The sequence below is a fragment of the Lysobacter sp. N42 genome (assembly GCF_004344885.1).
Map to the genome: position 1 here is coordinate 26,683 of NZ_SKFB01000031.1, position 12,426 is coordinate 39,108.

9 protein-coding genes and 1 pseudogene are annotated in these 12,426 nt (G+C 64.5%); 9 read left to right on the top strand and 1 reads right to left on the bottom strand.

The features are described 5' to 3' along the window. Positions 1 to 84: 84 nt before the first annotated feature. The 7 genes and pseudogenes from EYQ95_RS21260 (at position 85) to EYQ95_RS21290 (ending at position 10,208) form a co-directional block, all read left to right on the top strand. The gene (locus EYQ95_RS21260) at positions 85 to 468 is read left to right on the top strand and encodes a RidA family protein (RefSeq protein WP_132330287.1); all 384 of its coding nucleotides are present in this window, start codon (positions 85 to 87) and stop codon (positions 466 to 468) included. Positions 469 to 470: 2 nt separating this feature from the next. Continuing rightward, positions 471 to 1,397: pseudogene (locus EYQ95_RS21265) on the top strand (OB-fold nucleic acid binding domain-containing protein); the annotation flags it as partial. Positions 1,398 to 1,615: 218 nt separating this feature from the next. Then, positions 1,616 to 3,997 (top strand): hypothetical protein, encoded by a 2,382-nt coding sequence (locus EYQ95_RS21270; RefSeq protein ID WP_132330291.1) that lies wholly within the window; start codon positions 1,616 to 1,618, stop codon positions 3,995 to 3,997. Further along, the gene (locus EYQ95_RS21275; RefSeq protein WP_132330293.1) at positions 3,994 to 6,276 is read left to right on the top strand and encodes a hypothetical protein; all 2,283 of its coding nucleotides are present in this window, start codon (positions 3,994 to 3,996) and stop codon (positions 6,274 to 6,276) included. Before EYQ95_RS21270 ends, EYQ95_RS21275 begins: the two co-directional genes overlap by 4 nt. Further along, positions 6,273 to 6,881: a hypothetical protein gene (locus tag EYQ95_RS21280; RefSeq protein ID WP_132330296.1), complete on the top strand. Its 609-nt coding sequence runs from the start codon at positions 6,273 to 6,275 to the stop codon at positions 6,879 to 6,881. Before EYQ95_RS21275 ends, EYQ95_RS21280 begins: the two co-directional genes overlap by 4 nt. Positions 6,882 to 6,903: 22 nt before the next feature. Next, the gene (locus tag EYQ95_RS21285) at positions 6,904 to 8,907 is read left to right on the top strand and encodes a DEAD/DEAH box helicase (RefSeq protein WP_243700026.1); all 2,004 of its coding nucleotides are present in this window, start codon (positions 6,904 to 6,906) and stop codon (positions 8,905 to 8,907) included. Further along, complete coding sequence (locus EYQ95_RS21290; protein ID WP_132330300.1) at positions 8,904 to 10,208, top strand: site-specific integrase; 1,305 nt, start codon at positions 8,904 to 8,906, stop codon at positions 10,206 to 10,208. Before EYQ95_RS21285 ends, EYQ95_RS21290 begins: the two co-directional genes overlap by 4 nt. A gap of 49 nt (positions 10,209 to 10,257) precedes the next feature. On the opposite strand, the gene EYQ95_RS21295 is transcribed toward EYQ95_RS21290, so the two are convergent. Continuing rightward, the gene (locus tag EYQ95_RS21295) at positions 10,258 to 11,040 is read right to left on the bottom strand and encodes a hypothetical protein (protein WP_132330302.1); all 783 of its coding nucleotides are present in this window, start codon (positions 11,038 to 11,040) and stop codon (positions 10,258 to 10,260) included. Between the two features lie 81 nt (positions 11,041 to 11,121). On the opposite strand from EYQ95_RS21295, the gene EYQ95_RS21300 reads away from it, so the two are divergent. Together EYQ95_RS21300 and EYQ95_RS21305 are read left to right on the top strand one after the other, a co-directional pair. Next, positions 11,122 to 11,472 (top strand): helix-turn-helix domain-containing protein, encoded by a 351-nt coding sequence (locus EYQ95_RS21300; RefSeq protein WP_132330304.1) that lies wholly within the window; start codon positions 11,122 to 11,124, stop codon positions 11,470 to 11,472. A 56-nt stretch (positions 11,473 to 11,528) separates the two neighbouring features. Continuing rightward, on the top strand, positions 11,529 to 12,287 hold the full coding sequence (locus tag EYQ95_RS21305; RefSeq protein WP_132330306.1) for an antitoxin Xre/MbcA/ParS toxin-binding domain-containing protein: 759 nt from the start codon (positions 11,529 to 11,531) through the stop codon (positions 12,285 to 12,287). Positions 12,288 to 12,426: the final 139 nt, after the last annotated feature.

The following is a 12,426-nucleotide window of genomic DNA, read 5'->3' on the forward strand; positions in this document are numbered from 1 at the left end:
CCGACGGCGGCGGCCGGCATTTTCCGTCTCAGGCGCCGCGATCGCCTTCGCTACACTGCGGCCTTTCCACGGAAACGTCCGCACATGGCCCGCCAGATCGTCCACACCGACGCCGCCCCCGCCGCCATCGGCCCGTACTCGCAGGCCGTGCGCGCCGGCACCACCGTCTTCCTCTCCGGGCAGATCCCGCTCGACCCGGCCACCGGCGAGCTGGTGCAGGGCGACATCGCCGCGCAGGCGCGGCAGGCCTTCGCCAACCTGCGCGCGGTCTGCGAGGCGGCCGGCGGCTCCCTGGACGGCGTGGTCCGCCTCGGGCTCTACCTCACCGATCTGGGCGACTTCGCCGCGGTCAACGCGGTGATGGCCGAGCTGTTCCAGGCGCCGTATCCGGCGCGTTCGACCATCGAAGTGGCCGGCCTGCCCAAGGGCGCGCAGTTCGAGGTCGACGCGATCCTCGTGCTCGGCTGACCATGCCCCGCGCGGCGCGGCCCACGCCGGCCCTGGCCCCGGTCGGCGAGATGCGCCTGACCGTGCTGCCCGGCTGCGGGCCGGCGCTGGCCGAGAAGCTCGCCGCCCGCGGCCTGCTGACGCTGCAGGACCTGTGGCTGCAGCTTCCACGCGGCTACGAGGACCGCACGCGGATCGTGCCCATCCGCGAGCTGCAGCCGGGCACCGCGGCGCAGGTCGAAGGCGTGGTCGAGGCGGTGGAGAAGGGCTTCCGCTACCGGCCGATGCTGAAGGTGGCCATCGGCGACGATTCGCATGCCACGCTGGTGCTGCGCTTCTTCCATTTCCGCGCCGCGCAGGTCGGGCAGTTCCGCCCCGGCACGCGCCTGCGCTGCTACGGCACGCCGCGGCTGGGGCCGCAGGGGCTGGAGATCGTGCATCCCAGCTATCGCGTGGTCGAGGAGAACGCCGTGCTCGGCAGCGCCCTCGATCCGGTGTATCCGCAGGTCGAGGGCGTGGCCCCGGCGACGCTGCGGCGGCTGATCGGCCTGGCCGTCGACCGCCTTCCGCCCGACGAGGCGCTCGAGCTGCTGCCCGTGGACTGGTGGTCCGACCTCGGCCTGCCCCCGTTGCGCCGCGCGCTGGTCACCGTGCATCGCCCCGCCCCGGACGACGACATCGCCGCACTACTGTCGGGGCGGCATCCGGCGCAGCGCCGCCTTGCGCTGGAGGAGCTGCTCGCGCACCACCTGAGCCTGCGCGGCCAGCGGCGCGCGCACCGGGCGCAGGCCGCGCCGGCGCTGCGGGGGGATGCGCTGGTCGGGCGCCTGCGCGCGTCGCTTCCGTTCCGGCTCACGAACGCGCAGGAGCGCATCTTCGGCGAGGTCGCGCGCGACCTGGGGCAGTCGGTGCCCATGCTGCGGCTGGTGCAGGGCGACGTGGCTCTCGGAGTGTTAGCCTGCCGCTCTGTTCACAGTAAGGGTCGGCGATGGCGCGGCCGAAGAAATTGCTGTCCTCGGGGGCAAGCCTGGAGTCGACCCTCACCCTTAACGCTCAAGGTAGCACTTCCTCGTCCGACCATCCGCTCCTCCTCGAGCTGGCCGCTGCATTCGTAGTGGCGCTCCACGACAGCTTGGCTGTCGGATGGCAGGGCGGCCGCTCCCGGAGAGTGACGACATTTACAACGCCGGCGGGGCAGTTTGACGTGCGGCTGTTCAACGGACGGGTCGGCGACTGGCGAGCGCCCCGACGCGTGAGTTTCCAGCAAGTCCTCTTGGAGCGATGGGGCGCGCTCGCGGATCTATTTGATGCGCTTCTAGCCGGCGACCCCACCGACCTACGCCTGTTCTCCGATCACGTCTCGGCATTTCTCGGCGACCAGTACGACGTTCGACGGACCAACACGGTCGTCGCCCGCGTCGAAGCAAAGCTGGTTGTGCTGGGCATTCGTACCGACCCTGAGAAGGACGCCCACAGGCACGCCGACACGATCCGCACGTGGGTGCAGATGAACGGTCTTCCCAAGGAAGTGGTCGACCTGGCCCACGGCAGGCCGCGTGTCGACGTCCCTGCTCTCGTGCAGCACGCGGGCGAGTACGACGCGCACCTGGGCGCTGTTCTCGCCCCGCTGCTGCAGGAGACGCTCGATGAAGTGGCGGTGCGCTCGCCTTGGTCCGAAAGCGCGAAGCGCTTCGTGCCGACGACCCACCGACCACACGGGCGCGAAACGTTCCCGGGCGTTCTGTTCGACTTCCAACGCTTCGGAGTCGAGCGGGGCGGTCTACTCGACGCCGTCATAGACCAGATCCAGCTGCCGGGCGACCACCTAACGACGGGGGCGCTACGGAACTGGATCTTGTGGCTCACGTGCGAGAACAGGGACGACTCCAAGCGGGCGCAGGCGGTCGAGATACTCTCGAAAGTATCCGGACATACACCCGCGGAGGCGCGCACGCTCAGTGAGCTGCTTGCCGGTGTTACCGCGCTCCGGGCGATGACCGACAAGACTCGCTACGGGTACACCACGAGCTTTCGCCACCTACTGACCCGCACTTATCTCGCCATCGGCGCAGAGGCTCCCCGTTTCCCGCGTGGCGCCATGAAAGCGCTCGTGGCGACAACGCGTGGGATGCTCAGCGACGCGCCTGATCCAGGCGCAATCAACCCCGAATTCCGCTCGACGATCGTGAACGTCGCCCAGGGGTCGCCGCAGCGGGCTCGGCAAAGTGCGATCGGTCACGTGGAAGACCGACTATTGCGCGTGAAGGCAGCCTGCGACGAGGACATCGAAGAATTCCTGAAGTGGAGGGCGTGGACTGAAGCCGCCGAAGCGCTCCCTCTCGACGAACGAGCGTTGGGCTACGTCGACCGCCTTATCGCTTATGGCGCACGCGAAGATTCGAACCTCCAGCGCTGGCTGGTCATGGCGGATCTTCAAACCATCGTGGCGGTAGCTCTGGCAGCCATGAAGAGGAACGGCTTCCACACGCGAGAAGGTTACGGCGTGCGGGTCGCGACCAACCGATCGATCTACCTTGGACTCGCCGCCGAACGGTTACAGGTGGCGTTTCCTAGCTTGGAGCGGTGGTCCAGCAAGAGGACGGGTCAGGGCAGGTTCTCAACCTTCCGCAACCTGCTCAGCCACTGGTATGTCCCACGATGGGTGCAGTTTGCTATCGAGCTGAGGATTCAAGCGGAAACTGCATTCAACCGCCATACCGTCAGGAACCTGACCGCGTCTGGCATAGGCATCAACAACGCCACGATCGAGCTGCAGGCGCTGAAGGGTAAGACGGAGGAGCTTCAAACAGCCGTGATCGATGGCTCGGACCGAACCCTCCGTGCTGCACTCGAGCTGATGAGGGGACACAGCAAGAATGTCGTCGAGCACTGGCAGGCCGATGAAAAGCGTGTCTTCGTTGCGCTGGTGAGCAGCAACGATACGGTTTCGTTCGGTCTTTGGCCATGCCACCACATACATGAGCGCTTCATCGAGTTCCACAAGCTCTTCAAGTTCACCCGAGAGCAGTTGCGAAACCAGAACGCGGGGCTCGTCTTTCTCAAGCGCGAAGATGTTCATGAGGTTCAGGGTCGACTCGGCCATGCGAGCCTCAAGACCACCTCGGGCTACGTCCGCCAGCACATCATCTCGGTCCTGAATCGCGCGAACATCGCCGAGTTCGTGCGTCGATTGGGCGCGAGCATCGTCTGGGCTGTCGAGGGACGAGAGGCTGTCGGGCGTCGCGGCATGCGCGAGACCGATGTAAGCGCACGGCTTCTCTTCCCGCTGGGTGTTCAAAAGCAGGTCACTGCGGCCCCCGAGTGTGATGCGTGGATCGCAGATCCTGAGTGGAAACTGCAGATCGACGAGGTTCGCATACGTCATCTCGTTGCCCAGCGCGCCTATTACGCTCGGAACTGGCAGAAGCTCAGGGCGTCTTCGCCGGAGGCGTACGAAAAGGTGCATCGGCCGCGTATCGAGTTCGTCGCGGCTCTCTGGGAGATCGTGGCCGATTCGGAGTTCGCCCAACTGCTTCAGGAGCCAGCATGAATCCCGCAGCCGCACCGAACGAAGCGCACGCCGTCGACGACTCCCCGGTCGAGGCTCCACAGGGGCGTTGGCCTGAACATCAGATCTCCCACCCTGCCATTCTCAGTCGCTGGGAAGATCCGTTCCTCCTGATCAGAGCGGAGTCAGGAGTCGTCCGTCGCTTTGACCTGGCAGAGGTTCCGTTGCCTCGGAATTGCGACGTGGGCGGTCCAATTACAAAGCCATGCAAGCTTGGCGACTTTCCGCACTGGATGGACGTCTGTAAAGCCTACGCTGCGCTCGCCCTTCACGACACGTCGGCCTACACGGCCGTTGATATCGTCAGTAACGCATTGGGCAACGTTTATCGATTCTTTGCGTGGTGCATCAGGCGGCGGGTGCTCCATCTCAACGTTCTGACTGAGAGTGACCTCAAGGCGTTTGCACGGGAGCTCCAGCCCAATGGTTGGTTCAGTGCGCTTCCGATCGAGCAGTGGATCCGGGCTGCACTCGAGGAGGCGAAGGCAGACGAGAATGTACGCTCCCGCCTTATTTCGCGCAGGCGCAAGAAGTCCTTTGCCAGCTTTAATACCGAGAGGCTTTCCAGCGAGATCGGTTTTGTCGTCACGCAGGCCGAGTACCCTTCTTGGATGGGAGAGACCCTGCGGGAACTCGCACCCGACGCGTCGATTCGGTTTCAGGTGCAGCGGGCAAGGCAGGATCGCGCATGGTCCGCGTCCTCTTTCAAGAACTGCTTTGTAGCTGTTCGCCGTCTGAGTCGCATCGCCGCTCCTTTGGATCGCCTTACTTTCGACCCGTTTCCCAACACGCGGGCAGCGGCCAACGCATCGGGGGGCCGTCCGGACGGGCGGACGCCGAACTTACCGGTGGAGGAGGCGGGGCGGCTGCTGGCTGCTTCCTTGAGTTGGATTTACGAAAAGTCGCCGGGTGTCGAGGAACTGCTCCGTGTCTGGACTGATGCGAAGGCCTCCGCCGAGGCCGCAGGCTCGAATGGCAAGTCCGTTCGGGCGGCGTGCCTGCGTGTCGTCAACAAGGCTTATCCGGAGATTGCAGCCCGATTCGATTTGCCACGCGGGAAGATCGGCCTCGCGAGCATCTCGGCAGACGGACTATCGATCGCTGACTTTCTCCATCGCATTCAGACAGCGGCTGTCGTACTGATCGGCATCAACCAGGCTCGCCGAAAGAATGAGGTCACCGGAGAGGACGATCGCCCTTGGGGCGTCTACGCAGGCTGCGTGTCCAGGTCCGACCCGTTCGTCGAAGCCTTCGAGATCGACATGTACATCGAGAAAACGTGGCGGGACTGGCGAAAAATGCCAGCAAACCGTATTACGGCTGACGTCGTGGGCGTACTCGAGCGGCTGCGGGTGGCGATGCCCGGTCCTGCGACGCGGGTCAGCGACAACGTCTGGGAGAGGCGAAAGAACAAGCTCTTCGTTTTTCCCACGCAGGCGCATGACCGAAACGCTGAGCTGGCGGAGTACCGGTTTAGCAATCACAGCGACACACTCTTCAAAGAGGCAAAGGTCGATCCAAAGTGGCGGCGCACGCATCAGTTCAGACGGCTTTTCGCGCTGTTGTATATGTACCGACACGATCATCCGTCGCTGCAAGCGCTGTCAGAGATGCTCTGCCATCTGGATATCGAGTGCACTCGGATATACGTCACGGACGCCAGTATGGTCGCTGAGGCCGAGCGAATCGCAGTGCTGTATCGCTGTCAAGACGAGGCCCCGCTCGAGGAGCTGGCCGAAGCGCGGCGGGAGTATGCCGAAGAGCAGATCCGGGCCATGCTCACCTCGGCCGAAGCAGGCGGAACGTTGACGCGTCGTGTGCGCCGGTGGGTCAAAGCCCTGGTGTCGAAAGTGGAATTCGACGCGTATGACCTTGAACGCGCGCTAGCGGCGGTGCGGACGAAGATGGACAAGCGCGGCTACAGTCCGGAGTCATATCCGCACGGCATCTGCTGGGCAAGCCATCGCCACGCGTCTCGCGCGAGCTGCGGCCGTGGCGGGGATCTGGCCCGGGAGCACGCGGGCATCGACGTTTGCTCGAAGTGCCCATTTCATAGTACGTCGGTCGCATTCCTTGAGAACGTTGAGCGAGATCTTAGGCAGCTCCGTGAAGCTGAGGACGCGGCTGCATGTTCGGCGGAGGCGGCAACCGTCAGGCAGGAGATCGTGGCCTTGGAAGGACTTCTGGCCATGGAGCGCCGCTTGATGGAGCGCGAGTGGCGGCAAGACTCCGATAGAGCCGTTTTGGAGGAGCCCGCGTGACGACGACTCCGAACCACGTTTCCAACGCCAACAAGGTCGCAGCGAAGGCCGCGATCGTTGCAAAACGCGAGCAGTTGGAGCACTGGTCGCGGACGGGGCTGCCGTTCAAAGGGGGCGTGACGCCTACCGTTGGTGAGCCCTACGAATTCGATTGGTATCCCCAGAGCCTGCGGGACTTCTGCCGGTGGGATGGTTCACAGAACAGCCCCGAGATTGGGCCGTTTCGAGCCACGGCGTTTCAAACGCTCTGCTCGTATCCCGAGGAAAAGGCGACGGTAACGTCCCTTCTTGCGGCGCTCGAGAAACTGCGGTTGGCAACGATCAAGCGTCTTGATCCTAAAGCCGCGCTACGGGATGCAGAGGGACAGGTGCTGATCGAGCGGCAGTTACGCGCGGGGGCATTACTCGGGTATCGCGCGGCCCGCCAGCAGGTGCGTGTCCTGGCCGCGTCCTTGGCCGATGAGCAGCGCGCGCATCGGGAATCCATAGCGCACCTGTCGGAGCAGCTAGAGAAGGCCCATCGGGACGTGGCGGCGTTGTCGGCGGAAGTCGCTGCGCTGACGGCGACCATTCGCAAAGTGAAGCCCATCCGGGCAGTCGGTTGAAAGGACGTCGCAATTGACCTGGATGCTCGACCAGTCCGATACCCCTGTGGGGGGCCATGATCCGAGGGATCTTGCTGCTCGACTGAGCGCGGGCGTGGATCGGAGCCGGGCCCTGAAGCGCCTGGGCGCAGTCGGAGTGTCAGAGCTTTGGCAGGCAGCCCTCTATCTTCCGACCCGTTTTCTGGACGCACGTCAGCCCATAGAACGGTTTTTCGGACTGGGTCCTTCCGCGGGCGATGTCGTCTGTGTCGGCCGTTACGCGGGCGACTTCCGTACCCGGTGGACCCCCCGCCGCGGCCGCGCGACGGCGCCGCAGGCCCAGGGCTCCCTGGTCGATGGCGTCGGGATGAAAGTGCGCTTCTCCGTGTTCGGCGACGCGCGGAGCCTGCAAAAGGCGCTTGAAGAGGCAGGCGTCGAGCCGGTGACCCTCGCAGGCACGCTCACCGCCGTGGGCGACCTTCTTTTCCTGAACAATCCGGTCTTGCTCGACGCTAGCGCACTCGGCCACGTGCTTCCCGTATACCCAGGCAAGACGCGCGTGCTGTCGGTCGCCATGGCCCGAAAGCTGGTGACTGCGCTGCTCTCTGACGCGATTCCTGCCGCGGCGGCACATCTGCGGGCATCCGTGAGCGGTGTCATTGACGCCTCAGACCTTCGGCGCCTCCTCCGTCGCCCGCGCGGAACCTTGGAAGACCTGTTGTGGGAAGCGCACCTGCCGGCGGCGCCCGAGATCGGGGAGGCGGCGCAGCAGAGCCTGGAAAGGCTCTCGGCGATCCTCACGATCGGCGAGCTGCGTGAGCTCCAGGGTGAACACCCGCCCGCTCGCCAAGCGTTTGATATCGGGGGATGGCAGGATCTGTTGGGCCGGGTGCCGTTCCGACTCACCGACGAGCAACAAGCGGCCGCAGCCCAGCTCGTGGACCGTTTCCGAGGGCCGACGACGTCGGCGACGTTGATCAATGCCGACGTCGGCATGGGCAAGTCGATCGTGTACCAGCTGGCGTCCGCGGCCGCAGTACGCGCGGGCGCCCGGGCCGCTGTGATGCTTCCCAACGAGCGTCTGGCGTCGCAAGCGCATCAAGAGATCGTGCGCTTGTTTCCTGAGCTCGGTGCCGTATTGGTGACAGGCAAGAGCAGGAAAAACGCCAAGTCGAGCAACTGGCTTGTAGGAACGACGGCCATGTTGTTCCGGGACGTGGGGCCACTGGACATCTGCGTCGTCGACGAACAGCACCGGTTCTCCGTGGACCAGCGCAGGGCACTCGCGGCAAATGGCACGCACGTGGTCGAGATCAGCGCGACTCCGATCCCGCGAACACAAGCGCTCTTGCTATACGGAAAGCTGGATGTCATTCGACTGACGCATCGTCACAGTCCACAAGACATCCACACACGCGTGGTCGAGCGCGGCGGTACTGACCAGATGATCGATGAGATTCGCAGTGTCATCGCTCGCGGATCCCGGGTGCTGATCGTATGTCCGCGTCGCGAGGAGACCGAGGAGGATGACGGCGACGCGCTTCCGTCGGTCGCGCGTGTCGCTGGAAAATGGGAGCGTCTCTTTCCCGGGATCGTCCGGTCGCTGCACGGCGAATCCGAGCCGGAGACGGTGCAGGTCGCCTTCGACGATATCGCGAGCGGTGCGGCTCAGATCCTCGTTGCGACGACAGTGGTCGAGGTCGGGCTGAACATCCCGGATCTGCGTGCAGTGATCATCGTGCATGCCGAGCGGTTTGGCATTTCCCAGCTCCATCAGCTGCGAGGGCGCCTGGCCCGTGAAGGCGGGCATGGCGTCTGCTATCTCTACCTTCCTCGACGCGCGGGCATGGATGCCATGGCCCGACTGAAAGCCGTGGCGGCAACGAACGACGGCTTCGAGCTCGCGGAGTTTGATATGCGTGCTCGAGGCATCGGGGATGTCTCGCAGGCAGGCCAAAGGCAGCACGGGGGCACCGGTAGCATTTTGTTGACCCGGCCGGTCCCGATGGACGTCTTCGTCGAGGTACTCGCCGAGGTCAGCCGTTGAGCACGGCCCTCGCGCTCGTCGAGTGGACCGATGACGGACGCGGTGGGGTGCCCGTGTTCTATGACCACCGCCGGCGGCTGGTGGATGCGCTCCACGACTTCGTCGAGTCCATCGCGGCGGCCAAGCGTGACGTCGCCTCTCCGACCGGGTATCGCTCGGCTGTCGATCCGGTCACATACGCGCTGCTGGGCTGGCTTCGCTTCTTGGACGCTAAAGGGCTCGACCTGTGGGCGGCCACCGACGCTCTTGTGGTCGAACATCGGGACAACGAAGTGAAGGCCGTCATGCAGTCTCCGCGCGCGAAGCAGGAGAAGCGCCTGGCCATGCGGACCGTCAATGATCGTTTGCGCTGGATCTATCGCTTCTATGCATGGTGTCGACGGGATGCGCTGCTGGGCGTGGCCGTTCTGGGCCTGAAGGGACCGGTCACCTCGACCCTCTGCGAGCCCGCGATGCGCACAAGCCAAGGAAAGCCCAAGCGCGATCCCGCAACCGACTATCCGAAGTGTTTCAAGCGAGTATCAGGCCGGGGAAGTGGTAAGCAACATTTTGCTACCAGCGAGGAGAAGCGAAGGCTCATCGAGGCGCTGACGACCAGTGACGACGCATTCGTGCGCGAGAGGAACCGACTGTGGGTCGAGCTGACTGACCGCGTCGGTTGGCGCGCTGTAACGCTCACAGGCTTGGAGGTAGACGACTTTTCGCCGGATCGATCAACCGAGCTGGACGATGGCAATCGCCTGGTGTCGCCCAAAGTGCAAAAGTTCGGCTACGGCGACAGCTTCGAGGTTCCCGCGACGCTTTTCGCGCGCGTGACGCGGTTTATTGCCGCGCGCGAGGCCCGTATGAAGCAGAAGGGCTGGTCGGAAGCGGTATCGCAGCGAAGGCTCTTCACCAGCGCCACGTCAGGGCGCCCGTTGGGCGACCAGACCATCGTGCAGGCGTTCGGCAAGGCGTATCGCGCAATCGGTGTGCCTGCGCGTCAAGGGGCGGGCCACCACAGTCTGCGGCGAAAGTTCGGCGATTGGGCGGCGGTGCAGGAGCTCCAGTCCCGCAAGGAGCTCGGCCTCTCGACAGCTGCGGAAGACGTGATGCACGCGACCGCGCGGAAGCTCGGACAGCGCAGCATTGCGTCGCAGACTCCTTACCAACGCGCGGTTCGGTCAGGCACGCGCGAGGCGACGGTCGCGAAGCTCAGCCAGAAGGTCGAGGAGCAGAGTTCCGTCATTGCCGATCAGGACGAGGAAATTCGCCGCTTGCGGCTCGAGGTGAAGCGAGCAAAGGCTGGGCTCCATACCTAGGGACAGCGGCAAAGCGCTTGGCGACCTCGGGAATCGGTCAGCGCCCGCGCTACTCAGTAGGCGTCGTCTGGGTGAACGCGCGAGCGATCAGAAGACTTTCAGGCTCGTACGGAAGCGTCCAAAAGGTTGCCCCTAGCCGTGTCAGCTTGGACGCGAACAAGCGGCTGGCAGCACTTTCAGGGGCCGGTTGAAACGGCACGAACGCGCAGTTCGACCAGTCTCCATTGGCGAGGCGCTGGGCGCGTTTTCGCAACTCGGTGTAGATCCCTTCGCGAATCACGACAGGCTCTGTGCCACGAAGCTGCTGTGCCAGAGACGCGCCGTAACGGGTGGCTGCCCAGCAGCAGTAGCGCCACTGTGCGATCGGAAGAACGTGGCGACTATCCCGGATGACAAACGCCAGGTCGGAAGCCCATGAGGTCTCAAAATGATGACGGGCCAGCTGGGTTTCAAAAAATCGCTCAGCTTCAGAGGCAGCGAGTTCGTGCCACAGGCGGATGCGCGACGCGAGTCCGTAATTGTCGTGGGGGACCTCTTCGAGAAAGTCCTCGAGCGCTTGCAGAAGGCCGGGCCTTAGGTAGTCCTTCCAGGCATACCGCCACTGGATCTGCTCGATCGGCGTCTCTTCCGCGGTCGGGTCCAACTCCCATCGGGCCTCGGGCCACGGCGCTTCGATGATCCCCTGCTCGCGTAGGGCATGGAGCATCGCGAGGGAGTGGCGACGGGTGGGCGCTACAGGGATGCGCTTGTGCTGCGCCATCAGCAGTGCAGCAAGAGCCAGGCAACCTTGGATCCCCAGATCGTCCAGGGTAGGCGGTGGTACGGGGGCCATGAACGGGCCTCCGCCCTCGCTGGTAAGCACCCTAAGTTTACCATAGTATCGCTTACGGCCGGTCTTTCTCACCCTATTGGCATGGCCAAGGTGAGCAAGACTGTCAAAAGGGTGCAGCCGTCGACCACGTTTTCCAGGCGCCTCAAGCAGGCAAGGGAACGGGCGGGGCTGACACAAACCGAACTCGGCCTTCGGGTCGGGATGGACCCGTCTGCCGCAAGTCCACGAATGAATCAGTACGAGAAGGGCATACACGAGCCCCCGCACGCGATGGTTAAACGCCTTGCGGAGGAGCTCGGGGTGCCTGCGGCTTTTCTCTTCGTCGACGATGATCGGCTCGCGGACCTTCTTCTTTTATGGACAGAGCTGGGCGATGAAGGTCACGAAAAACTCCTGCGGTATGCCAAGCGGCAGGTTAAGGCGCAGGAGTAGTCCACTGCGATCGCGCACCGGGCTCGGGTCTGCGGGGCCGTCTGCGCGGACGTTTCGTGATCCTGTTCGTTGACGCGGGTTCGAGTGAGCGGCCTTTCTCCGGTGTCGATCCGCTCGAAGGACTCAACGCACTGATCGCGGCCTTGGGTCCGTACCGGGATCTGGTCGAGATCGTTGTTGCGTCGCCGGGTGCCGAGTGGCTCTCCTTAGCCAGGCTACGCGCAAGCCTGGACGCCGACACGGCGCCGCGCGTGATCGGCAGCCTCTGGGACGATCCGCCGCGTTGCCGCCTCACCCTGTACGAGCACATCCTGTACTGGCTCGCGCTGCGGCATGTCTGGCGCCTGCCGTCCTGGCTGGCGCTCCCCGCGAGCGCCGACAACTGGCCTACCGAGCGGGCTACTCAACTCGTACCTATCGTCGAGTCACTGGGGGCGCCGGCGAACCAGCGGGCGCTCCAAGCGGCCCTGGAGCGTTACTACTGGGCAGATCTCTGGTGGGGTGAGGAGCCGGCTCCCGATCAAGAGTCTCGGCGGCGCGCACATGCGCTGATGGTCGCCTGGAGCATTCCACGACGCTCCTGGCCCAGAATCCTCGGAACCACGGCGACTGACTTCGAGGAGATGCTTGGGCTTTTGCTCCAGGTGAACGCTGCCGCGCAATGGCATGTGCGCGCCGGCCGTTGGTTCCCCCACTGGGTGCACCTCCCGCTCGCAGCCCTTGGGATGCGACGGCCGATCGAGATGATCGAAGCGGAAGGGCCGGGCGGAGCGCGCCAAGTGCTGGACTATGTGTGGCGCTTCCACTGCCAGTAACGGAGAGCGGCGTTAAGAGAGCACCTCCGCCTCGGAGAGCCGCGGGTCCGCTTCGCCGAAACTGATGGGCTGACCCGGCGTCGCGTACGCCACCCAAGATGGTGCAACGGGCGCGACTGACAGACCCCCCCCCCCGCAC